The 24,604-nt window shown below is 56.4% G+C and carries 22 protein-coding genes, 1 tRNA gene and 2 pseudogenes; 10 read left to right on the top strand and 15 right to left on the bottom strand.

What is annotated here, in order from left to right; all coding sequences use genetic code 11:
* Positions 1 to 2 precede the first annotated feature (2 nt).
* Both scpB and RZ517_RS10665 read left to right on the top strand, forming a co-directional pair.
* A complete protein-coding gene (scpB, locus tag RZ517_RS10670) occupies positions 3 to 665 on the top strand; it encodes an SMC-Scp complex subunit ScpB (RefSeq protein ID WP_338548224.1) in 663 nt (220 codons plus the stop codon).
* Between the two features lie 97 nt (positions 666 to 762).
* Positions 763 to 972 carry a hypothetical protein gene (locus RZ517_RS10665; RefSeq protein ID WP_338548223.1) on the top strand — a complete coding sequence of 70 codons (210 nt, stop codon included), beginning with the start codon at positions 763 to 765 and terminating at the stop codon, positions 970 to 972.
* On the opposite strand, the gene RZ517_RS10660 is transcribed toward RZ517_RS10665, so the two are convergent.
* From RZ517_RS10660 to RZ517_RS10625, 8 genes and pseudogenes are all read right to left on the bottom strand, one after another.
* Positions 969 to 2,045, bottom strand: a complete 1,077-nt coding sequence (locus RZ517_RS10660; RefSeq protein WP_338548222.1) for a 2'-deoxycytidine 5'-triphosphate deaminase — start codon at positions 2,043 to 2,045, stop codon at positions 969 to 971. The two genes, RZ517_RS10665 and RZ517_RS10660, sit on opposite strands and share 4 nt — an antisense overlap.
* Positions 2,046 to 2,102: 57 nt before the next feature.
* A tRNA-Pro gene (locus RZ517_RS10655) sits at positions 2,103 to 2,179 on the bottom strand.
* Between the two features lie 61 nt (positions 2,180 to 2,240).
* A complete protein-coding gene (locus RZ517_RS10650) occupies positions 2,241 to 3,041 on the bottom strand; it encodes a MerR family transcriptional regulator (RefSeq protein WP_338548221.1) in 801 nt (266 codons plus the stop codon).
* 12 nt (positions 3,042 to 3,053) lie between these two features.
* Positions 3,054 to 3,357 (bottom strand): annotated as a pseudogene (ihfA, locus tag RZ517_RS10645) (integration host factor subunit alpha).
* Between the two features lie 110 nt (positions 3,358 to 3,467).
* Positions 3,468 to 4,442, bottom strand: coding sequence for a beta-ketoacyl-ACP synthase III (locus RZ517_RS10640; protein ID WP_338548220.1), 975 nt, complete (start codon positions 4,440 to 4,442; stop codon positions 3,468 to 3,470).
* Positions 4,439 to 5,545 carry a phosphate acyltransferase PlsX gene (plsX, locus tag RZ517_RS10635; RefSeq protein WP_338548219.1) on the bottom strand — a complete coding sequence of 369 codons (1,107 nt, stop codon included), beginning with the start codon at positions 5,543 to 5,545 and terminating at the stop codon, positions 4,439 to 4,441. The genes RZ517_RS10640 and plsX overlap by 4 nt, the downstream gene beginning before the upstream one ends.
* Before the next feature lie 21 nt (positions 5,546 to 5,566).
* Positions 5,567 to 5,773, bottom strand: a complete 207-nt coding sequence (rpmF, locus tag RZ517_RS10630; protein WP_338548218.1) for a 50S ribosomal protein L32 — start codon at positions 5,771 to 5,773, stop codon at positions 5,567 to 5,569.
* A 163-nt stretch (positions 5,774 to 5,936) separates the two neighbouring features.
* Complete coding sequence (locus RZ517_RS10625; protein WP_338548217.1) at positions 5,937 to 6,491, bottom strand: YceD family protein; 555 nt, start codon at positions 6,489 to 6,491, stop codon at positions 5,937 to 5,939.
* A gap of 117 nt (positions 6,492 to 6,608) precedes the next feature.
* Between RZ517_RS10625 and RZ517_RS10620 the strand changes: the two genes are divergently transcribed.
* From RZ517_RS10620 to RZ517_RS10610, 3 genes and pseudogenes are all read left to right on the top strand, one after another.
* Positions 6,609 to 7,058 (top strand): outer membrane protein assembly factor BamE, encoded by a 450-nt coding sequence (locus RZ517_RS10620; RefSeq protein WP_338548216.1) that lies wholly within the window; start codon positions 6,609 to 6,611, stop codon positions 7,056 to 7,058.
* An 81-nt stretch (positions 7,059 to 7,139) separates the two neighbouring features.
* A complete protein-coding gene (locus RZ517_RS10615; RefSeq protein ID WP_338548215.1) occupies positions 7,140 to 7,874 on the top strand; it encodes a GNAT family N-acetyltransferase in 735 nt (244 codons plus the stop codon).
* Between the two features lie 47 nt (positions 7,875 to 7,921).
* Positions 7,922 to 9,738 (top strand): annotated as a pseudogene (locus RZ517_RS10610) (ABC-F family ATP-binding cassette domain-containing protein).
* Between the two features lie 3 nt (positions 9,739 to 9,741).
* Here RZ517_RS10610 and RZ517_RS10605 read toward each other — a convergent pair.
* The 5 genes from RZ517_RS10605 to gyrA form a co-directional block, all read right to left on the bottom strand.
* Positions 9,742 to 11,637 (bottom strand): polysaccharide biosynthesis protein, encoded by a 1,896-nt coding sequence (locus RZ517_RS10605; RefSeq protein ID WP_338548214.1) that lies wholly within the window; start codon positions 11,635 to 11,637, stop codon positions 9,742 to 9,744.
* Between the two features lie 152 nt (positions 11,638 to 11,789).
* The gene (locus RZ517_RS10600; RefSeq protein ID WP_338548213.1) at positions 11,790 to 12,449 is read right to left on the bottom strand and encodes a sugar transferase; all 660 of its coding nucleotides are present in this window, start codon (positions 12,447 to 12,449) and stop codon (positions 11,790 to 11,792) included.
* Entirely contained in the window at positions 12,446 to 13,258 is an 813-nt protein-coding gene (locus RZ517_RS10595; protein WP_338548212.1) for an NAD-dependent epimerase/dehydratase family protein, read from the bottom strand. The genes RZ517_RS10600 and RZ517_RS10595 overlap by 4 nt, the downstream gene beginning before the upstream one ends.
* A gap of 104 nt (positions 13,259 to 13,362) precedes the next feature.
* Positions 13,363 to 14,085 (bottom strand): hypothetical protein, encoded by a 723-nt coding sequence (locus tag RZ517_RS10590; protein ID WP_338548211.1) that lies wholly within the window; start codon positions 14,083 to 14,085, stop codon positions 13,363 to 13,365.
* A 123-nt stretch (positions 14,086 to 14,208) separates the two neighbouring features.
* Positions 14,209 to 16,914, bottom strand: a complete 2,706-nt coding sequence (gene gyrA / locus RZ517_RS10585) for a DNA gyrase subunit A (RefSeq protein ID WP_338551138.1) — start codon at positions 16,912 to 16,914, stop codon at positions 14,209 to 14,211.
* 242 nt (positions 16,915 to 17,156) lie between these two features.
* On the opposite strand from gyrA, the gene RZ517_RS10580 reads away from it, so the two are divergent.
* Positions 17,157 to 17,426 (top strand): usg protein, encoded by a 270-nt coding sequence (locus tag RZ517_RS10580; RefSeq protein WP_338548210.1) that lies wholly within the window; start codon positions 17,157 to 17,159, stop codon positions 17,424 to 17,426.
* Positions 17,427 to 17,483: 57 nt separating this feature from the next.
* Here RZ517_RS10580 and RZ517_RS10575 read toward each other — a convergent pair whose 3' ends face one another.
* Both RZ517_RS10575 and hemB read right to left on the bottom strand, forming a co-directional pair.
* Positions 17,484 to 18,044 carry a YSC84-related protein gene (locus tag RZ517_RS10575; protein ID WP_338548209.1) on the bottom strand — a complete coding sequence of 187 codons (561 nt, stop codon included), beginning with the start codon at positions 18,042 to 18,044 and terminating at the stop codon, positions 17,484 to 17,486.
* A 139-nt stretch (positions 18,045 to 18,183) separates the two neighbouring features.
* The gene (gene hemB / locus RZ517_RS10570; protein ID WP_338548208.1) at positions 18,184 to 19,182 is read right to left on the bottom strand and encodes a porphobilinogen synthase; all 999 of its coding nucleotides are present in this window, start codon (positions 19,180 to 19,182) and stop codon (positions 18,184 to 18,186) included.
* A 119-nt stretch (positions 19,183 to 19,301) separates the two neighbouring features.
* On the opposite strand from hemB, the gene RZ517_RS10565 reads away from it, so the two are divergent.
* The 4 genes from RZ517_RS10565 to RZ517_RS10550 all read left to right on the top strand — a co-directional run bounded on the left by RZ517_RS10565 (position 19,302) and on the right by RZ517_RS10550 (position 24,602).
* Positions 19,302 to 19,829, top strand: coding sequence for a component of SufBCD complex (locus RZ517_RS10565; RefSeq protein ID WP_338548207.1), 528 nt, complete (start codon positions 19,302 to 19,304; stop codon positions 19,827 to 19,829).
* A 22-nt stretch (positions 19,830 to 19,851) separates the two neighbouring features.
* On the top strand, positions 19,852 to 23,298 hold the full coding sequence (gene mfd, locus RZ517_RS10560; RefSeq protein ID WP_338548206.1) for a transcription-repair coupling factor: 3,447 nt from the start codon (positions 19,852 to 19,854) through the stop codon (positions 23,296 to 23,298).
* Between the two features lie 79 nt (positions 23,299 to 23,377).
* On the top strand, positions 23,378 to 24,157 hold the full coding sequence (locus RZ517_RS10555) for a methyltransferase domain-containing protein (RefSeq protein ID WP_338548205.1): 780 nt from the start codon (positions 23,378 to 23,380) through the stop codon (positions 24,155 to 24,157).
* A 151-nt stretch (positions 24,158 to 24,308) separates the two neighbouring features.
* Complete coding sequence (locus RZ517_RS10550; protein WP_338548204.1) at positions 24,309 to 24,602, top strand: antibiotic biosynthesis monooxygenase family protein; 294 nt, start codon at positions 24,309 to 24,311, stop codon at positions 24,600 to 24,602.
* Positions 24,603 to 24,604 lie beyond the last annotated feature (2 nt).

Raw genomic sequence — 24,604 nt, 5'->3', positions numbered from 1 at the left:
GCATGGCAGAAGAGATTGAAGATCAAGAAGAAAGCCTGTTCGAAGCCCCGCCAATGGCCGAGCAGGAACGTATGTGCGAAGCTATTTTGTTTGCTTCTGCTGAACCGGTCACTGTTCGTGAGCTGGAATCACGCATGCCGCATGGCTGCGATGCCGCTGAGGCGCTTGTTCATCTTCGTAAACGATATGAGGGACGCGGCGTGCATCTGGTTAAGGTCGGGGATGCGTGGGCCCTGCGCACCGCTTCGGACCTTGCCTTCCTGATGCAAAAGGAAACCACGGAAACCCGTAAGCTCAGCCGCGCGGCGATCGAGACATTGGCCATCATCGCCTATCATCAGCCGGTGACACGCGCCGAGATTGAAGAAATCCGCGGCGTCAGTATTAGCCGCGGCACTGTGGATCAGCTGCTTGAGATGGAATGGATCCGCTTTGGCCGTCGCAAGATGACCCCGGGCCGCCCGGTGACTTTCGTTGTTACGCCTACATTTCTTGATCATTTCGGATTGGAAAGTGCCCGTGACCTGCCGGGTCTGAAAGAGCTGCGCGCCGCGGGGCTATTGGAAAACCGTTTGCCGCCTGATCAAATGCCGCAGGTGGGTGAGGGTGACGTAGATATAGAAGAAGCAGTTGAAGAAGGCCAAAGCGAGCTTTTTGAGGACTGACGCAGACGCGCCGCAGGTGTGAATTTCTTGTCTTCGCCCTGAAAATTGCATGATTACATGTTATATACAGACCCATGAGGCAGATGAGGAGGGCGCAATGAACGCCAATCAGATCATCAATATGGTTGTCCGCATGGTCATGCGCCGCGTGCTCCGATCTGGCATGAACGCCGGTATGGATGCGGTCGGAAAGCGTATGAACAAGGGCAAGGCGCCTGCTGAGACAGGGCAACCTATGGACACCGCTGAGACCACGAAACGCACCAAACAGGCGATGCGTGTGACGCGCCGCATGGGACGTTTCTAAGACTTAAAATGTTTTGACAGTTTAAGACCCTGACCCTGGTAATTCGATGAAATACCAGCGCCATAAAGCTGTTCCGGGGTTTCAGACATACGTTCATAAACCAGCCGGCCAACGACCTGGCCATGCTCCAAAACAAAGGGCGCTTCGTGACAGCGCACTTCAAGCACTCCGCGTGAGCCTGCTCCGCCTGCTGCGTCATAGCCGAAACCGGGGTCAAAGAACCCTGCATAATGCACGCGAAACTCGCCAACCATGGCCAGATAAGGCGCCATTTCGGCAGCATAGTTTGGCGGGATGGCAATCGCCTCTCGGCTGACAAGAATGTAGAATGCGCCGGGGTCGAGAATGATATGTCCATCCTCCGTGCGCACCTCTTCCCAATACTCAGCAGGGTTATAATGACCCAGTTTTGCAAGATCGAGCACGCCAGTGTGCCGCTTGGCGCGATAGCCAACAAGATTGCCTTCGCTGGGCTGCAGATCGACGGAAAAGCCGAGACCGTCCGAAATAACCGGATCGCCTGAAACAATCGGGGTATCCAGATGGACGGCCCGCAATTCATCATCGCTCAGCATGGTCTTGCCCTGGCGGAAAATGATCTGCGTGAGCAGTTGGCCGGGTTGCACGACGACTGAAAAGCTCTGTGGACAAAGTTCCGCAAAGAGTGGACCATCATAGCCGTCCTGCACACGGTCAAACTCTATCCCTTGATCGGTGATGATGCGTGTCATCAGGTCGATCCGGCCAATCGAGCTTTTGGCGCTTGCGGCGGCGGTCATGCCTTGGGGCAGGGTCAGCTGCTCCATCAGTGGCACGACATAAACGCAGCCTTTTTCCAGAACGGCACCACCGGTCAGCGGAATTTTATGCATTGTCAGACTGTTAAGTCTTTCCTGCACCGATGACTCTTTGCCGGGAAGGAACGAAGCTCTCACGCGAAATGCGGTGTCCCCCAATCTCAAATCAAGCGAGGCAGGCTGAATTTGGTCGTTCAAAATAGGGGCGGCGGCAGAGATCGCACCGGACGTGATCATCTCTTTGATCTGACGGTCTGACAAAACCCCGGTTTTCATCGCCGCTTGCCTCTCATGAAAAAACCCGCCCCGTGGCTTGGGCGGGCGATTTGAGAATGGTCGGGCTAGCAGGACTCGAACCTGCGACCTTCCGTCCCCCAGACGGACGCGCTACCAGGCTGCGCCATAGCCCGACGATTGGGGTTACATACCCGTTTTCACGCCGATCACAAGAGGGAATTCCCAATTTTGCACCTAGCTCGATGCGCGATCCCGCAGCTTGGCCAAGAGCGGTTTGAGTTGCTCTGCGGTCGTGCTGGAAATGGGGCGGCGCAAGGTGGAGAGACGTGTCAAAAGGCCAGGTTCCGCCTCAACGGTGTCTTCGAAATCGTCTGGCACATCTACCATAGCGGGGCGCGGTTTTTCTGGCTCTGGCTCAGTTTCTGTTTCAGGGGCTGCGGGTTCGGCGCTTGGTACAGGATCCGGGCCGGGCGACCCATCATCTGTCGATTTGGGCGGCGTATCCTTGCCGCGCAGATACGTAAAGCTTGGAAGCTCTGGAACGGTTTCGGGCGTGTCTTCGGCAGCGGGGATTTCCAGTGTCTTCTCCGCTTCTGGCTCTGGCGCGGTATGGCGCGTGAAAGTCAGGGGCGTTTGTGGTTCGGAAACGATGCTCTCAACTGGCTCCTCGGGCTTTGGAGATTCCGGTGCTTTTTCAGGTTCTGGTGCTGGCTTGCTCTCTACAGCAGATGTGTCGACAACCACATCGTCAGCCGCATCTCCCAAAGGCATCGACAACGCAGATACATGTGCAACTCCTTCTTCACGCAGGAGTTTCTGCACGCCTTTGATGGTCATCCCGTCGTCATGCAAAAGCTTTTTGATGCCACCTAAAAGCTTCATGTCCGCTGGTCTGTAATACCGACGTCCACCCGCGCGCTTGACGGGTTTTACCTGGCTGAACTTGCTTTCCCAAAACCGCAGCACGTGGGCCGGGGTTTCCAACCACTCAGCCACCTCGCTGATGGTTCGGAACGCATCGGCGGATTTTGCCATAAGCGTTTTGCCCTAGCTTTTGTTGCCTGCCGCGACCCGGTCTTTCATCAGATGCGACGGCCGGAACGTCAGCACGCGCCGCGGGTTGATTGGAACTTCCTCGCCGGTTTTCGGGTTGCGCCCGATCCGTGCGGTTTTATCGCGCACCGAAAATGTTCCAAATGACGAGATTTTAACCTGTTCTCCGCGCACCAATGCGTCGGACATATGGTTCAGTACGCTTTCAACGAGATCTGCGGATTCTGTTCCGGGACAAGCCCACCTCACGAAATACAGCTTCACTCAGATCCATGCGTGTCAAAGTCTTATCGCCCATCACATCCCCTCTGTTTTATCCCGCGACTTTAGGGGGAAGGGATTTTCCGAGTCAATGTCAATGACTTGGCAGATTGAGTTTAAGCGGGTTTTGCGCCCAGATTTCGCGAATTACCAACGCAGGACCACCGAACCCCACGCCAATCCACCACCGATTGCCTCGGAAACCAGAAGGTCACCCTGCTTGATCTTGCCCTCGGCCACGCCCACTGCCATGGCCAGGGGAATCGATGCGGCAGACGTATTGCCGTGATCCTGGACCGTGACAATCACGCGTTCCATAGGGATACCCATCTTTTTGGCGGTGCCCTGAATGATGCGGATATTGGCTTGATGCGGGACAATCCAGTCGAGATCACTATCGTCAAGTCCGGCCTTGGCCAGTGCGGCCTCAGCTGTCCATGTGAGTTTCTCCACAGCTTGCCGGAATAGCGGGTTGCCCTGCATGCGAAGTTTGCCAGAGGTTCCTGTCGACGACACGCCGCCATCCACATAAAGCATCTCGCGATAGCGACCATCGGAATTCAGATCACAGGCCAGAATACCCCGATCATCGGTTGAGCCGTTGCCTTCTTCGGCGCTCAGAACAAGCGCTCCCGCGCCATCACCAAAGAGAACACAGGTAGACCTGTCCGTCCAATCCATGATCCGGCTGAAGGTTTCAGCGCCAATCACCAGAAGTGTCTTTGCCTGTCCTGATACGATCAGGGCGTTCGCATTGGCCAGAGCATAAATAAACCCGGCACAGACCGCCTGAACGTCAAATCCAAAGCCACGGGTCATACCCAGTTCGTTCTGAACCATGGTCGCAACAGATGGGAAGGTCAGGTCCGGCGTGGAAGTCGCGACAAGAAGACCGTCGATGTCGTCGGCTGTTAAACCGGCATCCTCAAGCGCCTTTCGCGCCGCACGCATGGCGAGGTCAGAGGTGGTCTGCCCCTCGGCGGCGATGTGACGCCGCTCTATGCCTGAGCGCGTGCGAATCCACTCATCGCTCGTGTCCAGGGTCTTTTCAAATTCGGAATTTTCAACAATTCGTTCGGGCAGGTAGTGCCCAACACCTTTTACAACGGCGCGCAATGTCATTCAGGGTCACCGTTGTCTGAGTCGTCGGTTGTGCCATCCTGTTCAGTCAGCGAGGCGGATGCAACCCGTGCGGCCAGTTTTTCGCTGAATCCCTTCTGTGCGAGATCAAAGGCCAGCTTGACGGCGGCGGAGACACCCGTTGCATCCGCTGCGCCATGCGATTTGACCACCGTTCCGTTCAGACCAAGAAAAACCCCGCCATTGGCCCGGCGCGGATCAATCCGTTTGCGCAGACGTCTCAACGAAGTCAGTGCCAGAAGCGAAGCCAACCGCGACAGCGGCGTGTAGGCGAATGCGTCGCGCAATAGCTCACTGATCATCTTGGCCGTGCCTTCGCCGGTCTTGAGCGCCACGTTGCCAGTAAACCCGTCTGTGACTATCACGTCGCACACAGTGCCCGGTAAATCACGCCCTTCAACAAAACCGATAAACTCGAAATCCCCGATTCTGGCATTGCTGGCGATTAGGTCATGCGCTTCTTTCAATTCGGCGCGGCCCTTGTGCTCTTCAGTCCCAACATTGAGCAGGCCAACGCGAGGTTTATCCAACCCAAACCCGTTTCGGGCATAGGACGTGCCCATCAGCGCGTATTGCATCAGGTCCTTGGCATCGGCGCGAATATCTGCGCCACCGTCGAGCATGATGTTGAACCCTTGCGGGTTGGCAGAGGGCCAAAGCACAGCAATAGCAGGGCGATAGATGCCCGGAAGTTTTCGCAGCCGCACCACGGACATCAGCAAAAGCGCTCCGGTGTTCCCGCATGAGACACAAACGGAGGCCTCACCGTTGCGCACACACTCAATCGCTGACCACATTGAGCTGTTTTTGCCATTCCGAATGGCCTGGCTCGGCTTGTCTTCCATCTGGATGACGTCTTTGGCGTCGCGAATCTCGCACCGGCCTGTCAGCGTCTTGCGTTTGGCCACCAAGGGTTTGAGCTGATCCGCATCACCGTGCAGAATAAAGCCGATGTCAGGATTTATTTTGGCAGAATAAGAAATACCGGCGACAACAGCCGCCGGTCCAAGATCCCCGCCCATGGCGTCAACCGAAATGAGAACGCGTGCGTTCTGCGCTTTGGAAGGGTCCGTGGATGAACTCATCGGACGCGCTCCTCAGCGTCGTTAGGCTGCGTCGTCTTCCAGATCGACCTCGTCAACCATCGAGACAATTTCGCGGTCTGCGTAGTGACCGCACGCTGCGCAAACGTGATGTGGGCGCTTGAGCTCACCACAGTTCGGGCATTCATTCGGGTTGGCCGCGACCAGAGCGTCATGCGCCCGACGGTTGTTGCGACGCGATTTCGATACTTTGTTCTGTTGGACAGCCATGTCACAACCTCAAATCTGATGGGTCTCGCTGACCCGGTTTCCATAGGGTTGAGGCGGCTGATAGTCCGTGTGGTGCCGCAGGTTCAACCCCTAATCCGGTGAAGGCGCGAAAATACAGTGAAATGTGACCGTGGCAAGACCTTTTTTGCCGGTTTGGCCAGGCTCAGTTGTCGTCTTCCAGGCGCTTTTTGAAATCCGCCAGTCCGGCAAATGGTTTGACATCCTCATCTGAGATTGGAGCGGCCCCAGGAGGCGCGGCGCGCGCGCCTTTGGCAGGTGCAGTCGCACTGCGCGGATAATCGGGCAGAGCAAGTGCCAGAGCCTCTTGCATCAAAGCCATGAGGTCAATCTCGTCACCCAAAGGCGCGCTGGCGTCATCGTCCGGCATTTCAATGTCATCTCCCTCAGGTTCATGCGCGTGCCAATCCTTGATCAGGTGCCAGGTCAGATCTTCTTCAATGCGTGTTGATACAGGATCAAGTGTCACAACACAGGGCTGCGCTACCGTCGCACCCAAATGGGCTTGGACATTCCAATCCGTCTTACCGACGGGACTCAGAGCGCCTTCGAAACGCAATTTGCGCAACGAAATAAGGTCCAACTTAGCCGCCAAACGCTCCAGCACGTCCAGTTCGGGCACGATAGCAAAGAGGACTTCGCGATTGGATTTGAGGTCAGCCACGCGCAAGGGGGCTGAAAAATCTGTCTTTTCTGTCATGCTCTGTGATTTATCCTTCCTTGAACACGGACGCCACCTTGTTGTAAGCGGGTTGAAGGGATGTCGCCAGCGTGCGGCATCCGCATACAGTTGGGTGGCAAAACGGATTTGGGCAGTATGGTTTCGCGATTTGGCAAATGGGCATTAGGCCTTGTCTTGGTGGCGGTGCTTGGGGCGTGCACACCACAGTTTCGCAATCATGGATATGTACCGCCGGAAGACGAATTGCAGACATTGGTCGTCGGCGTAGATAACCGCGCCACTGTTGATGATGTGGTGGGCGCACCTTCGGCGTCGGGTCTTTTGAGTGGCGGCGACTATTACTATGTTCGAACGCGCATCAAGGAAGTTGGGTTTCGCCGCCCCGAAGTGATCGATCGTCAGGTTCTGGCCATCAGCTTTGATCAGTCTGATACGATTGCCAATATCGAACGCTTCAGTTTGGCAGATGGAAACGTCGTGCCGCTCACGCGTCGGGTGACCGACTCTACGGTGGTTGGCAAAGGATTTTTGCGCCAACTGCTCGGCAATTTCGGTAATATCGACCCCTCACAGCTCTTCAACTGAGTGCGTCGCGCTCATGGTGTGGCTTGTATGCGGCGTGCGGCATAGCTACGTGTAAGACAGACAGCACAAGGTGGGCATCTCATGCTCAGCAAAGGACATTACAGGGTTCGCATCGCGGAGACGCAAGACGATCTTAAAGCGGCGCAGACATTGCGGCATATTGCCTTTCTTGGCGGGCAGGGCGATGGGCTTGATCAAGACGAGTTTGATCCCATTTGCACGCATTTTCTGGTTGAAAACGAAACAACCGGTACGCTGGTCTGTTGCTTCCGGCTTTTGCCTTTGAACGGCGGCGATGAAATCGGTCGCAGTTATTCGGCACAGTTTTATGAATTGTCCGCCTTGGCGGAGTTCGATGGCCCTATCGTTGAAATGGGTCGGTTTTGCATTCACCCCGATGCGCGCGACCCTGACATTCTGCGCGCAGCCTGGGCGGCGATGACACGGTATGTTGACGAGAATGGGATTGAGCTTCTCTTTGGGTGTTCCTCCTTCAAGGGCACTGATTCTGATGCCTATCTCGACGCCTTTGCTATGTTAAAGGAAAAACACCTTGCGCCACGGCGGTGGTTGCCGCGGGTCAAGGCCCCTTCGGTGTTCAATTTTGCCCAAAAGCTGCGTTGGTTCAAGCCGGATGCAAAGCAGGCGATGATGGCGATGCCTCCACTGCTACGGACTTACCTTGTTATGGGCGGCTGGGTCAGTGACCATGCGGTGGTGGACCGACAGATGAACACGCTGCATGTTTTCACGGGGCTGGAGATCAACGCGATACCGCCCGCCCGCAAGCGGTTGCTCCGCGCAGTTGTCGGGTAACACGCGCCTTGCTTGACGCGCCCAATCTCTCGGGCTAGCCCGCACGGATGGCACGTGCTCCTCTTTTACAACTGACCGACATTTCTCTTGGCTTCGGCGGCGAGCCTGTCTTTGCGGATCTGTCGCTGGTGATCCAACCTAGTGATCGTCTGGCCCTGGTCGGGCGCAATGGGTCGGGCAAATCCACACTGATGAAGGTCATGGCGGGGCTTGTGGAGCCGGATAAGGGCGACCGCGTGGTCAAACCCGGTGCGCAAGTGGGCTATATGGAGCAAGACCCCGATATGTCGGGCTTTGCCACGTTGGGAGAGTTCGCAGCGGAAGGTTTGGAGCCGTCCGAGCATTACCGCGTTGAAATGGCGTCGGAAGGGCTGCAATTTAATCCCGAACGCCCAGTTGAGACGGCCTCCGGTGGTGAACGCCGCCGTGCTGCCTTGGCGCGGTTGATGGCGCAGGCCCCGGACCTGATGCTGCTTGATGAGCCGACCAACCATCTGGATATTCACGCCATTGCCTGGCTTGAGGCCGAGTTGAAGGCCACGCGCAGCAGCTACATCCTGATCAGCCATGACCGCATGTTCCTGCGTGCCCTGACCCAGGCCACGCTCTGGATTGATCGTGGGGCCACGCGGCGTTCTGACAAGGGGTTTGAGCATTTCGAGGCTTGGCGAGACAAGGTCTGGGCCGAAGAGGACCTTGCGCGGCACAAGCTCAACCGCAAGATCGCGGAAGAGGCGCGATGGGCCGTGGAGGGCATCAGCGCCCGGCGCAAGCGCAACCAAGGTCGGGTGCGCGCCCTTCAGGATTTACGCGCGGAACGCGCGGCTCAGATCAAACGGCAGGGTACAGCAGCGCTTGCGCTTGATGCAGGTCCGCAATCCGGGCGCAAGGTGATCGAGGCGCGGGGGCTTGAGAAAACCTTTGGCGAGACCTCCGTTATCCGCAACTTCGACCTGACCATTCTGCGCAGGGATCGCGTGGCCTTTGTCGGCCCCAATGGGGTGGGCAAGACGACGCTGCTGAACCTTTTGATGAAAACCGAAGAGCCGGATGCCGGCACGGTCAAACATGGCACCAATCTAGCCCCGGTGGTTTTTGATCAGTCGCGTGCGCAGCTCGATCCCAACATGACGCTTTGGGATAGCCTGACAGGTGATCCTGACATGCGCGTCTCAGGGCAGGCTGATCAGGTGATGGTGCGCGGCACGCCGCGGCATGTGGTTGGGTATCTAAAAGTTTTCCTCTTTGATGAGCGGCAAGCGCGCGCGCCTGTGCGGTCCCTTTCGGGCGGCGAAAAGGCGCGGTTATTGCTGGCCAAGCTGATGGCGCGGGACAGTAACCTTCTGGTGCTGGACGAGCCGACCAATGATCTCGACATCGAAACACTGGATCTTTTGCAAGAGGTTCTGGATGGCTACGACGGCACGGTCTTGCTCGTCAGCCACGATCGGGACTTTCTGGACCGCGTGGCGACAACGACTGTCGTCATGGAAGGACAGGGCCGGGCCACGATCTATGCAGGGGGTGGAGCGACTATCAGGCGCAAAAGCCGCAAGACGCCGCTGTCGCACCAAAACCCGCAAAGGCCAAGCCAGATGTACCGAAACCTCAACGTCCGGTTAAACCAGCCACCAAACTGACATTCAAAGACCGGCACCGGCTGGACACGCTGCCCGATGAAATGGCGCGGCTTGAGGTTGAGATTGCCAAGTTGGAAAATTTGCTGGCCGATCCAGAGCTTTACACAAAGGACCCTACGAAATTTGCCAAGGCGACAGAGGCTTTGGCTACGCGTCAAGAGAGTCTGAGCAGGGCGGAAGAAGAATGGCTTGAGTTAGCAGAACGTCAAGAAAATGCGGGCTAATCCCTATTCGTTGACTGTTTGCCAAGCTTCACCAATCAGGCCACTTTGCTTTTCGATCCATTTGCGCAAGGTTTTCTGAAGCAAGTCGGGGCTGCGTGTATCAATCGCCTGCCAGAGCGATTGCAATGCATTGGCCATCTCAATCTCAGAAAGATGTGCCTCTTGTGCGCGCAGGATTTTGGCATGCGGCGTGGTGAGCATATCTGAGCCAATCAGCAGCTCCTCGTGCAACTTTTCGCCCGGGCGCAGGCCGGTCACCTGAATGGCGATATCGCCATTGGGATTGGTATCATCTCGAACGGAATACCCGGCGTTCTCGATCATTTTCTCAGCCAGGTCGCGGATCAGAACCGGTTCGCCCATATCCAGCACGAAGACGTCACCACCACGGGCAAAGGAGCCGGCCAAAAGAACAAGGCTGACCGCCTCGGGGATGGTCATGAAAAAGCGAGTGACATCCATATCCGTCAACGTCACCGGTCCGCCACGTGCAATTTGTTCCTGGAAAAGTGGAATGACCGATCCGGAGGACCCCATCACGTTGCCAAACCTGACCATGGAAAACCGGGTCGTGGTGGACCGAGTCGCCAGGTCCTGCACCACCATTTCGGCAAAGCGCTTGGATGCACCCATGATTGACGACGGACGCACGGCCTTGTCGGTCGAGACCAGAATAAAACGCTCAACCCCTTCTGCGCGCGAGGCTTCGGCGACAGCCTTGGTGCCAAAGACGTTGTTGCGAATACCTTCTAGCGCGTTTTCCTCAACCAGCGGGACGTGTTTATAGGCCGCTGCATGCAACACGATGTTCACCTGATATTTGCGCAGGGCGATGCGAACCAGTTCGCTTTCCACCACACTGCCCAGTACCGGGACAATCTGTGTGTCGGTATCAAGTTTTTGCAGCTCTCGATGAATGTCAAACAGCGCCAACTCACTGTGATCAAAAAGGATCAGTGACTTGGGCTTCCATTTGATCAACTGGCGGCAAAGCTCTGAGCCAATGGAGCCACCCGCCCCCGTCACCAGGATATTGCGCCCCTGATAGGTTTCACTCACGCCAGGTAAGTCGTCTTCTAGACGCGCGCGCCCCAAAAGCTCGTTGATATCAACCGGTTTCACATCCGAAGGTGCAACACGGGATTTGGTGATCAGATCGGCAAAAGAGGGCAGGGCATGCACCTCGCAGCCGGTTTCGGCAATGCGCATGGTAATGGCCGACTGATCTGCTGGTTTGAGCTGTGGCATGGCCAAAACAACCCGTTTGATCTCAAAGCGATTGATCAGGTGTTGCAGTTTGTTTGCCGGGTAAACCCGGAGCCCCGCAATGGTCAGCCCCTGAATGCGGCGATCTTCATCGATGAAGGCCACCGGCTCAACCGTGTCATCCACGCTGAGGGCAGCGGCGAGTTGTTGTCCTGTTTGTCCTGCGCCGTAAATCAATATGGGAAGTCGCGTCGCGCCCTGGCGGTAAATCGACAGAAGCACCCGGCGCATCACCAATCGCGCACTTACGGCCAGGATGAGAAAGACCATACCCGTCATCACATAGGCCGCCATGGGCAGCGCAAGATGCGGCAGCCCCAAACCAAGCCCGACACCCGCGCCTGTCAGAGAGGTGGCAACCAGCGCGGTCTCGACGACACCTTGCACGTGATAGGCGTTGAGCTTGGTTTTGTGTAAACCGAGAACAAGTATGAGCAGGCCACCGACGGGCATCAAAACCGCCAGTGTCGCCAAAAGGCTGGTTTGCGGCATAGTCAACGCCGCAGCCCCAAGCAGAATCCAGGCCGCAAAGACAAGCGAAACCGGGATCAAACTCAGGTCCAGCGCAAAGGTGATAAACCGCTTTTGCGCCTGCGTCAGAGAGCCTGCAAAGTGAAAAAGTGTCTTCGACATAGCCTTACTCACGTGTCACACCGCCTGAATATCTCCCAAGCAATGTCTTTCTGATTCAGCCGCTTGGTCGCATCGCGCGACGTATGGCTGGTCGGAACATATGTTTTTAACCTTGTGTTTCGCAAGGCGTTACCCGGTACCGGCCTCATACTTCACGGTGTTCTGATGACTTGTGTGGAATTCGCTGGCGTTTGTCTGCGCGTGCCCCCGAAACAGACATGTGCGACGGTCAACCACAACAATCCGAAATCGCGCCAAAGCGACCGGTGTTTGGCCCAGTAAAGATCAAGCTGTGCCTTGGCCGGGATACAGTGATGAATGTAGATCGCATCGGCGTCATTTTTGTCGTGGCTGTGTCTCAGCAACCGCTCTTCTGTCTGGTGGAAATGCACTGTAGCAAACCCAGTTATCCCGGGGCGCGAAGTGAGGACCTTCTGATAGATCTCCGGGCGGAGGTCCACATACCGCCGCAGCGGCGGGCGCGGGCCTACAAAACTCATGTCGCCGCGTAAAATATTGATAATTTGCGGGATTTCATCCAGGCGCGTCCGCCTGAGAAAACGCCCAAGGCTTGTGATCCGATCCCTTTTGTAACCACCCGAGACCGAGTTATCCGCACTGCCGTCTCGCATTGTTCGAAACTTCCAGAGGGCAAATCCCTGCTCAAAGCTTTTCATCCGTTCAGAGCGATAGAACACCGGCCTGCCATCGAGCAGAAGCACACCACAGGCAATCACAAGACCGGGTAGAAACAAAATCGTCGCAAATATCAGTGCCAAACAGACATCCATAGAGCGCTTTGATGCATTCATGACGCATCCTCCAGCGCGTGCCAATCGGCAACAAGATCAGCGGCCGTACCTGTCCTTGATAAGCCCGGACAAGCTGCGATCAACTTCGAGATATCGAGTGTAACATTCTGCACGGCTGTCTCCGGGGCAGGCTGCCAAGTGATATCCTTGCCTGCCGCTCTTGCAATATCTTCCATTCCGACTGATGCGACAGATGCCACATTCAGCACCTTTGGCACCGCCTGCGCATTGGTCATCTTCAAAATGACCCGCAGCAGATCCGTCGCGCCCAGATAGCTGCGACGCGGTCCATGACCATCCCCAAAACGGTCCAGGTGAACAGGCTTTGTGCCTTTCAGGGCGGGGGCAAGGCTATCTGCGCCAATGACATTGGCCAGTCGCAATACGATATCCTGGGGCCCACCCGGATCGTGTGTCTGTGCAATGTGCGCCTCCATGGCGCATTTGGCCGCTCCATACGGGTTGACCGGTGACAGCGTGGCGTCCTCGGTCAAGTCCTCACCCGGACCATAGACCGCGGCGGAAGACATATGAGCCACGCGGTCAGCATCACACTGGCGGGCGACATCACGGCTGATGTCAATCAGATCGGAATTCTGGGCCAAGGCGCGTTCATCTCCATCCGTGCGCCCCCAAAGCGCGACGATCAGGTCACATTTCGGAAACGCATCCAAAGGATCACCGGGCGACCAGCAAATGTCGGTATCCGACGCGCGGGACTGAAACAAAATCTCATATCCCACAGGGTCCGAAAGCCGGGTTGCGGCGCGCAATAGCCGCCCCAAACGCCCGCCGGATCCGGTGATCAATACGCGTCTTACTTGAGCCAAATTGGTTTCAATCCCGTTACGTCGAAAGGCAAATTGCACTTTCTTCGTCCATACGGGTTCACATGGATTGAAAAATCAACCGTCTACATTGGTGCGAAGATATTCTTTTGCTCGCTGTCCTCGGTGGGATCATCATCTGACAACAAGTTCAGCTCGACCTCGGTATCCGGTAGTTCCGATGGTTCAGGTTGTTTTCGAGTGGTTTCGAAACGCACGGCTTTGAAATCATACTGCTCTTGGGCAGGTTCACCTGAGGTCTCTTCATCAAAGCGCGGCATGTCCGAAGGTGCCGCCGCCAACATTGGAATGTCCTGCATTGGGCGTGACGTCGCGCGCGCGCTGGTTTCAAGCGTGACGCGTCTTGGCACAATCCTGTCCCCGAGTCGGCGCGGTCCGACAATCCTGTGCCTGCCAACAAGGGCTGCTTTGCGGAGTTCGGCCCGACCCAGGCTGGAGTAGGACAGGATCACGGCACAGACCAAAGTCAGGTCGCGCCAGAAATCGCTGATTGTGCCCGCAGGGGAGATCATGAAATTCTGCGCCAAACTGGACGTGAGAACAAACAGCGCCAGAGCCAGACAACTCAGCCGAAGTTGCCATCCCGTCATGTAGATTATTGTTAAGGAAAATAGCACGATTGTACCGATCAAGTCGGCCATCACGGGACTGGAATAAAGGACGAACAACGCCGTGGGCTCAAACCCGGTGATCAACCCCATTGTGATCGCAATGAAATATGACCCAACCACAATGCGGATCAGGTTCAGACCAGTGTGGTCCAGCCATGTTTGCGTTCTTGGTGTCACGCGATCTGGTTTCCGTTCCATAGCGGTGCACAAAGGCACCACACCCCTTACAAGGCGTAGTATGGTTAACCATTGCGGCACAATTGGACCAAAACCTTGGCAAATCCTGTGAATTTGCTGGCTCTATTCGACTGTCTGATCTTCGGTTTCGTCTTCGTCGCCAGTCTCAGCAATCCAAGCCACGCTGACCACCTGTTCGCCCTTGCCGGTGTCGAATACCTTCACGCCGCCTGCGCTGCGCGAGCGGAAGGAAATGCCGTCGACCGGCACCCGGATCGATTGCCCCCGGGATGTGGCCAGCATGATCTGATCTTCCATCTCGACCGGGAAGGAAGCCACCAGAGCGCCACCGCGCATGGCCTTGTCCATGGCCTGCACGCCCATGCCGCCACGGCCCCGCACGGGGTAGTCATGGCTTGAACTGAGCTTGCCCGCGCCCTGATCCGTAATGGTCAGGATCAGGTTTTCCGCGGCCTGCATTTCTTCAAAGCGTTCCGGGCTGATCGAGGCGTTTTCGTTGCCTTCCTCGTCACTTACAACATCTTCTTCAGACGCCCCTGCCAGCGCGCGGCGCATTTTCAGATAAGCCGCGCGCTCATCCGTGTCTGCCTTGAAATGGCGGATCACAGACATCGAAACCACCTGATCACCGTTTTGCAGTTTGATGCCCCGAACCCCGGTGGAGTCGCGCCCTTTGAACACGCGCACTTCGGTGGTGGGGAAACGGATCGCGCGCCCCGAGTTCGTCACCAGCATGATGTCATCCTCCTCAGAGCAAATGCGCGCATTCACCAACCTGGTGTTCTCATCAGGCAGCTTCATGGCGATTTTGCCGTTGGATTTGACGTTGGTGAAATCGCTGAGCGCATTGCGCCGCACATCGCCTGCCGAGGTGGCAAAGAAGATCTGAAGGTCATTCCATTCTTCCTCGGGCACGTCGACGGGCATAATGGCGGCAATGCTCACCCCCGTCGGAATTGGCAGGATATTCACAATTGCCTTGCCTTTGGACGTGCGCCCCCCAAGGGGCAGGCGCCAGGTCTTAAGCTTGTAGACCATGCCATCGGTGGTGAAGAACAAAAGCTGCGTATGCGTATTGGCCACAAAGAGGGTGGTGATCACGTCCTCTTCTTTGGTCTGCATGCCCGACACACCCTTGCCACCCCGCTTTTGCGCACGGAAATCGGCCAAGGCAGTGCGTTTGATATAGCCGCCGGATGTAACCGTCACGACCATGTCCTCGCGCTCGATGAGGTCCTCGTCGTCCATGTCACCAGACCAGTCGACAATCTCGGTGCGGCGTGGGACGGCGAATTGCTCTTTCACCTCTTTGAGCTCGTCCGAGATGATCTCCATGATCCGCTCTCGGCTGGCCAAAATAGCAAGGTATTCCTTGATTTTACCGGCCAACTCCTGCAGTTCATCGGTGACTTCTTTCACGCCAATCTGCGTCAGACGCTGCAGTCGCAGATCGAGGATGGCACGGGCCTGTGTTTCGCTGAGATTGTACGTCCCGTCGTCATTTGCCGTATGGGTCGGATCATCAATCAGAGCGATGTATTCCAGAATATCCTGAGCGGGCCAACGGCGTTCCATCAGCTTTTGACGCGCTTCAGCGGCATCAGCAGAACTACGGATCGTGGCCACGACCTCATCCACGTTGCTGACGGCTACAGCCAGACCGCAAAGGACGTGGCTGCGCTCACGTGCTTTTCGCAGGTCAAATGCGGTGCGGCGGGCCACAACCTCTTCGCGGAAGCTGATGAAGGCAGAGAGGAAGCCATAAAGTGTCAACTGCTCTGGCCGACCTCCATTCAAGGCCAACATGTTGCAGCCGAAATGCGTCTGCATCGGCGTGAACCGGAAGAGTTGGTTGAGAACCACTTCGGCCGTCGCGTCGCGCTTCAGTTCCACCACGACTCGCACACCGTTGCGGTCGGATTCGTCTTGCACATGGCTGATGCCGTCGATCTTCTTGTCACGCACGGTTTCGGCGATTTTTTCAATCATCGCCGCTTTGTTCACCTGATACGGAATCTCATCAATAACAATGGCGTAACGGTCTTTCCTAATCTCCTCTACGCGTGTTTTTGAGCGGATCACAACACTGCCACGCCCTTCGATATATGCTTTGCGCGCGCCTGAGCGGCCCAGCATAATGCCTCCGGTCGGAAAGTCCGGACCAGGCACATATTCAATCAGTTGTTCAGAACTCAGGTCAGGATTCTCGATCAGTGCCAACGTAGCGTCTACCACCTCACCAAGGTTATGCGGTGGGATGTTGGTGGCCATACCCACCGCGATCCCCCCCGCGCCGTTGACCAGCATATTCGGGAAGCGCGCGGGCAAGACCGAGGGTTCGCGGTCCTTACCGTCGTAGTTGTCCTGAAAGTTAACCGTGTCTTTTTCAATATCCGCCAAAAGTGACGCGGCGGGCTTGTCCATGCGCACTTCGGTATAGCGCATCGCCGCCGGGTTATCGCCATCCATCGAGCCAAAGTTGCCTTGCCCGTCGAGCAAGGGCAGGGACATCGAAAAATCCTGCGCCATACGTACAAGAGCGTCATAGATCGCGCTATCGCCGTGGGGGTGGTATTTACCCATGACGTCACCCACCGGGCGCGCGGATTTCCGGTATGCCTTGTCATGCGTGTTGCCCGTTTCGTGCATCGCGTAAAGGATGCGTCGATGCACCGGTTTCAAACCATCCCGAAGGTCAGGGATAGCGCGGCTGACAATCACCGACATCGCATAGTCGAGATAGGATGTTTTCATCTCGTCGATGATTGACACCGATGGCCCATCATATGGCGGGCGCTCCGGCGGCATTTCATCTTCGTTTTCAGGGGTTTCTGGCGTGTCGCTCACGTAATGTCCCGTCTTGTCGCACAAACTCTATATATAGTCATGAAAACTATACCAGAGGCAGGATATAGGGTGCAATGCCTCTGCTGAGCCTTGTTTGGCAGCCACATCACTTAGGTGATAACACATTGTTTTTATTGAAAAGTAATTTTTCCATGGCAAGATGAAACTACTGGGGGCAACGAAAAAAGGTAAGAGGTTGAGCAATGACCATGTCTGAAACCGAAATGATGCTCAAAGGCTACGGGCTGACCACAGCCGAAATGTTCTATCACATGCCGGATTATACGCATGTCCTGAACACGTTCATCTGGCAGGAATATGATACAGCGCCGGACCATCCCAATCTGTTTAAATTTATCGAATTCTGGCAGGACGAGATTGAAGGGCCATTGCATTCCGTCAAATTCACACATCGCAAATTGATCAGCCCAGGCGAATGGCGACATGTGACGGGTGAGTTTCAGTTGCACTGATTGCACACGAAAAAAGGCGAGGGACTAGCCTCGCCTTTTTGTAGAAATATCAATGTGTTATGGAATGATGCGCGTGTATTTCGTGCCTTCGAGGGATACACCTACAAGCGCGCCGGCCTGACCAAAGATTACCGCCACGACAGGGCTTGTAATTGTTGTGGTGTCCGTGCGCAGGTTTTCACCTTTGTCAGAGAACACATATTCGATATCCGCGCCCGCGACCCAGCCAGAGGCGGCGCGGAAATCAGTCAATGCGTCTTCGGTCATGAAAAACAGAACATGCGCAAATTGCTGTGCGCCAATCTGAAGGCCAACACTGCCTTTGGTGGCTGAGTAATAGTCAACGGTTGCACCTCCAACGCGCAGGGCACCTCGGCCAAAGCCACCCCCGAAGATAAAGCCACCTTCGGTGATCAAGGGCATGACGAGCTGCCCTGTAGACTTGTTCGCCAGATCCTGAGTGTTGGGATAAGTTGAGTAGAGATAATTCAGAGTTGAATCGACGCGCGCGTCGATCTTTTGACCACCGGTGCTTCCAACGCCATTGCCACAAGCGGCGAGAAGGGGGGATGCGGCCAGTGCGCCCAGCGTAAAGCTGCGCCGTGAAAGTTTGCTCATAGGACTGCCTGTTCGTTGCCTGAGTATATAAATTGTCGAATCCGGCCTTTTGCATGCCGTCACACTCACTATAGAGGCGTGAGCTGCGCCTGTCACCACAGATTGTGGTGCAAAGCAACATATTGCTGGTGTTTTCAGATCACCCGGACAGTGCCCGCGCAACTCGCGGGGCGAAATAGCTCAGAACCCCGTCACATCCGGCTCGCTTGAAGGCCATGAGGCTTTCCATCATCGCGCGATCCTCGTCGATCCAGCCGTTTTGTGCCGCTGCCATGATCATCGCGTATTCACCTGACACCTGATAGGCATAGGTGGGCGCGCCAAAGGCATCCTTTACCCTGCGGCACATATCGAGATAGGGCATGCCCGGTTTGACCATGACCATATCCGCGCCTTCCTCCAGGTCTCGCGCAACACAGCGGATCGCCTCATCGGAGTTGGCTGGGTTGATCTGATAGGTCTTCTTGTCTCCGGTGAGCGCCGCAGACGCCCCCACAGCATCGCGAAACGGGCCATAAAAGGCTGACGCGTATTTCGCAGCATAACTGAGGATCATCACGTTCTGATGCCCGGCACCTTCCAGCGCTTGACGGATGGCACCGATGCGACCGTCCATCATGTCCGAAGGTCCAATGATGTCGGCACCTGCATCAGCCTGTGCCAGGGCCATTTTGACCAGGGCCTCATTGGTTTGATCATTAACAATCTCGCCATCCACGACAAACCCGTCATGGCCGTTGATGTTGTACGTATCCAGCGCCACGTCCGTCATGACCAAAAGCTCAGGCACCGCTGCCTTGATCGCACGAATGGCGCGATTGGCGTGATTTTCGGGATCCCATGCACCGGCGCAGTCTTCTGTACGCTCTTCCAGCGCTGTGTAGGGAAAGATGCAGATCGCCGGAATGCCAAGGTCGGCGGCTTCTTTTGCCACATCGACAATCTTGTCGACACTACGTCGCGATACACCGGGCATGGACGGCACAGGTTCCTCGATGGCCTCACCTTCGCGCACGAACACAGGCCAAATAAGGTCGCCGACACTCAGGGTCGTTTCTGCAACCAGATCACGGATGGCCGCGTTCTGACGTGTGCGGCGCAACCGGGTGATGGGAAACGGGGCGTGCACTGGGCGCATCAGTTTGTCCTTTTTTAAGGTCACATTCTCACTGGCATGGAATTTAACGCATCTCAAGGGTAGGAATTGCCGAACACCGGCGCTATGACGTGGCGCGGTAAGGATAAAAGGTCTCAAAAGTGGACTGGTACGAGCACGTTTTCGAGCTGATCGACATGCGCAGTTTCAGCAACCTTTGGTTCTGGATTGTGCTGGCTTTGCTATGGTCATCCACCAGCCATTGGGTACTGGGCATTCCATGGGATCTGGCGCAGCGTGCCCGCCGCTCTGGTGACATGGTTGGCGCGCAGGATTTCCACGATCTGGTGCGTATCAACACCAACCGCATTCTCTTTATCATGGAGGAAACCGGGCTGTTGCTGGCAGGGTTCCTGTGCTTTGTTTTGACGGTGCTTGGGACGCTCGGGTTCTATTACGGCAACGAGTTCTCGCAAGCGGTGTTTTTGCTACTCTTTCCGATGAGCTTGGTTGGGTTGATGTCCGTGCGCACCTCCCATGTCATTCAAATGCGCGACCTACAGGGTGAGGCGCTCTTTAAGATATTGTTGCGCCACCGGCTCATAACTCAAGTCATTGGTATGATTTCGATCTTCATTACTGCGATTTGGGGCATGTACCAAAACATGTCCATCGGCGCACTCGGCTAAGAGCCGGGCAGGGGCGGACCACATGACCAAAGCACAGCGTATCGGCGTTGGCGGCGCCCCGGAAGGCTTTGACGCCCGGCTTGTGGCAGACGAAGTGGCGCGCAGCGGCACACCGGTTGTGCATGTGGCGCGCGACGACAAGCGAATGGCCGCGCTGGACGCAGCGCTACAGTTCTTTTCGCCTGACTTGCCGATTCTGCGATTTCCCGGATGGGATTGTCTACCGTATGACCGGGTGTCGCCCAATGCCGACATCGCCGCGGCGCGTATGGCAACGCTGGCCGGTCTGGTGCAGGGCGCGCCAAAGGAATTTGTGCTGCTGACAACTTTGAACGCCGCGACCCAACGCGTGCCGGCGCGCGACATTCTCAAACAGGCCACCTTTTCAGCCACTGTTGATTATCAGATCGACGAGAATGCTCTTAAGGCATTTCTGGTGCGCATGGGGTTTTCCCAATCCCCCACGGTGATGGAGCCCGGGGACTATGCCATCCGTGGCGGCATCATTGACATCTTTGCCCCCGGCGAGGCCGGGCCGGTGCGTCTGGATCTCTTTGGCGATGTGCTGGATGGTCTGCGCCGGTTTGATCCGGTGACGCAGCGGACAACTGAAAAGCTCACGCAGCTTGATCTGACTCCAGTGAGCGAAGTCATCCTCGATGAGGCGGCCATCACCCGGTTTCGGCAAAACTACCGCATTGCCTTTGGCGCGGCGGGCAGCGACGATCCGCTGTATGAGGCGGTCAGTGCCGGGCGCAAGCAGGCCGGGATGGAGCACTGGTTGCCGCTGTTTCACGACAGGCTGGAAACGCTGTTTGACTACCTGCCCATGGCCTCAGTGACGCTGGATGAGCAGTTTGACCCCGCGCGCACCGCCCGGTGGGATGCCATCGCAGATCAGTTTGACGCGCGTGACCATGCGATGACGCAAAAGGGTCGCGACGACACGGTGTATAAGCCCATCGCACCGGACCTTCTCTACCTGGACGATGAGGCCTGGGGTGAGGCGATCGCCGATCGCCGCGTCCTGAGTTTTCAGGCGTTGCCGCATGCACCGGGTCCTGGCGTGATCGATGCGGGTGGGCGCATTGGGCGCAATTTTGCTCCTGAGCGCCAGCAGGAAAAGATCAATCTTTTCAGTGCGCTCAAAACTCATGTTGAGGACAAGCTTACCCAGGGTCCCGTTGTTTTGGCCGCGTATTCCGAAGGGGCGAGAGAGCGTCTCGAAGGTTTGGTTGAGGATGAGGGGTTGCTGGGCGCTGTCACCGTGCGCAATGCTTCGGGCCTTGGCAAACACGGCCTGCACCTGACCGTGTGGGAGCTTGAACATGGGTTTGAGGCGCCGGGACTTACGGTCATTGCCGAACAGGATATCCTCGGAGACCGGCTGATCCGCGCGCCCAAAAAGCGCCGCCGTGCCGAGAATTTCTTGACCGAGGCCCAAAGCCTGAGCGCTGGTGATCTCGTGGTGCATGTGGATCACGGCATTGGTCGTTACCTTGGCTTGGAAGTCGTCACCGCGGCGGGGGCCGCGCATGAGTGCCTGCTCTTGGAGTATGCGGAAAACGCCAAGCTGTACCTGCCCGTGGAGAATATCGAGCTCCTTAGTCGCTACGGCCATGAAGAGGGTTTGCTTGATCGTCTGGGCGGCGGAGCGTGGCAATCCAAAAAAGCCAAACTCAAAGAGCGCATCCGCGAGATGGCCGACCGGCTAATTCGCATCGCCGCTGAGCGTGCCTTGCGCAAGGCGCCCGTGCTGGAGCCCGAACATCACGCGTGGGAGGCGTTTTCCGCGCGCTTTCCCTATCAGGAAACCGATGATCAGCTGCGGGCGATTGAGGATGTGCTGGCCGATCTGGAAAGCGGCACGCCGATGGATCGGCTCATCTGTGGCGATGTGGGTTTTGGCAAAACCGAGGTGGCCATGCGCGCCGCTTTCATTGCCGCCATGTCGGGTCTTCAGGTCGCGGTCATTGCGCCGACCACATTGCTCGCGCGTCAGCACTATCAAAGCTTTGCAGAACGGTTTCGCGGCTTTCCGATCACCGTGCGGCCTTTGTCGCGCTTTGTCAGTGCCGGTGAGGCTAACAAAACCCGCGCAGGGCTCTCCGATGGCACGGTGGACATTGTCGTCGGCACCCATGCGCTTTTGGCCAAGAATATCCGGTTCAAAAACCTCGGTCTTCTGGTCATCGACGAAGAGCAACGCTTTGGCGTGGGGCATAAAGAGCGGCTGAAATCTCTGCGTTCAGAGGTGCATGTACTGACGCTGACGGCCACGCCTATTCCGCGAACGCTGCAGCTTAGTCTGTCCGGGGTGCGGGATTTGAGCATCATCGGCACGCCGCCCGTCGACCGGCTGTCGATCCGCACCTATGTCAGCGAGTTTGATGGGGTCACGATCCGCGAAGCGCTCTTGCGAGAGCATTACCGTGGCGGACAGAGCTTTTATGTCGTCCCGCGCATCTCGGACATTCCAGAGGTCGAGGCGTTCCTGCGCGAACAGGTGCCCGAGGTGAGCGTTGTTGTGGCCCATGGTCAAATGGCCGCCGGGCAGCTTGATGAGCGTATGAATGCATTTTACGACGGAAAGTTTGATGTGCTGCTGGCCACGACGATTGTCGAAAGCGGTCTCGACATTCCCACCGCCAACACAATGGTCATTCACCGCGCCGATATGTTTGGTCTGGCGCAGCTTTACCAGATCAGAGGCCGCGTTGGCCGCTCCAAGACGCGTGCTTATGCGTATCTGACCACCAAGCCGCGCTTGCGTCTTACACCCACCGCTGAAAAACGCCTGCGCGTGCTGGGTAGTCTGGATCAACTGGGGGCCGGGTTCACACTTGCCAGTCAGGATCTCGATATCCGTGGAGCAGGGAACCTTCTGGGCGAAGAGCAGTCCGGCCAGATGCGCGATGTGGGCTACGAGCTTTATCAATCCATGCTCGAAGAGGCGATTGCCAAGATCAAGGCCGGTGAGCTTGAGGGGCTGAGTGATGCCGATGATCAATGGGCACCGACCATCAATCTCGGGGTGCCGGTGCTGATTCCCGAGGATTACGTGCCTGATCTCGATGTGCGGCTGGGGCTATACCGCCGTCTCAGTGGCTTGAGCAGCAAGGTTGAACTGGAAGGCTTTGCCGCTGAACTCATCGACCGTTTTGGCAAACTGCCGCGCGAGGTCAACACGCTTCTGCTGGTGGTGCGCATTAAGGCCATGTGCAAACGCGCGGGCATCGCCAAGCTCGATGGCGGCCCCAAAGGGGCTACAATCCAGTTCCACAACGACAAATTCGCCAACCCGGCGGGACTGGTAGAGTTCATCAAGGATCAGCGCGGGTTGGCCAAAGTGCGCGACAACAAGATCGTCGTGCGGCGCGACTGGAAAAAGGCCAAGGACAAAATTCAGGGCGCCTTTGCCATAGCCAAGGATTTAGCGGTGAAAGTGAAGGCGGTGGAGAAGGAATGACCGGTTGGAGCCCATAGCAGACTTTTATACCCCGATGTGATAATGCCTTTGCATTGATCAAAGCGACAGAGAACACTTCATGCTTGAATTCGATGCAGAAACCACCCGGCTTCTGGATAGCGTGTACCAAGGCGCTGATGTCACTAGACGGCGTCAGGAAAGCTTTAATGCCCTAAGGCCTGGTCCAGGTGAAACGATCGTTGACGTTGGCTGCGGAAATGGGCTTTTGACCCTGGAGCTTGCACGAGCCGTGGGGGATAGCGGTCGTATTGTTGGCGTGGACCCAAGCGAAGACATGCGATGGTCGGCTCAAGAACGGTGCCAAGGCCAAAGCTGTGTTGAGTTTGCTGCTGGTTCAGCGGACAGTCTTCCGATTTCGTCCAGCACGATAGACAAAGCCGTTTCGGTTCAGGTCTTTGAGTACTTGGATGATATCCCATCGGCTTTGTCTGAAATTCATCGCGTTCTCAAACCCGGCGGTGTACTCGTCATCGGCGATATTCACTTCGACAGCCTAGTTTGGCACAGCGACGCACCGGATAGAATGGATCGAATGGTTAAGGCCTGGGACCATCATTTCGCTGAACGCCGCGTTCCGGCCCTTTTGCCCCCATTGCTGAGGGAGACCGGGTTCTTGGTGGAAAGTGTCACGCCAATCACAATTTGTGATACGCAACTGAAACCCGACGGGTTGGCGAATATGATGATCATTTTGATGGGCGGATTTGCCGAGGCTAAGAATCTTGTTCCGGCGGAGGAAGTCAAGAATTGGGCGGAAGAGCAACGCTTACTAGCAGACAGTGGGCGCTTCTTCTTCTCGCTAACTCACTTCGTTGTGACGGCTCGAAAAGCGGTTTGAAGTATGCACCATAACGGCTACTTGGCGACACAAAAGTCTGCCTAGCTGCTAAAGTCATCTTCGAGCCCAAGCGCGACATTCGTTCGTCGTTGTGCTAAGGAAGGGATTGAGGCACTCATGCAGGCGTTACCCATTCATAGGGGGACACAGCATGATCATGCGCATTTTTCAGGTACTTGTGCGAGAAGGTAAAGAGAAGGAGTTCGGCGATTTTTTTCACAATACAGCCATCCCTTTGATGAAGGGAATGGACGGTATCGTCCAAGTTCTGCCCGGGGCACCTCGCGCGGATAGTCCGAGAGAGTTCTGTTTTGTGATGATCTGGCGCGACCTTGCATCGCTCAAGGCATTTGTCGGTCAGGACTACCAATCGCCACACATCGATCCCGCTGAGGCTGAGCTTGTCGAAGCTCGGGCGATCAAACACTATGATTTGGTGGCTTGAGC

Origin of the sequence: Roseovarius sp. S88 (genome assembly GCF_037023735.1) — a bacterium.
In the GTDB taxonomy this organism is placed as follows: Bacteria; Pseudomonadota; Alphaproteobacteria; order Rhodobacterales; family Rhodobacteraceae; genus Roseovarius; species Roseovarius phycicola.
Note: the sequence above shows the minus strand (reverse complement) of the source record. Positions and strands in the feature narration are given on the sequence as shown.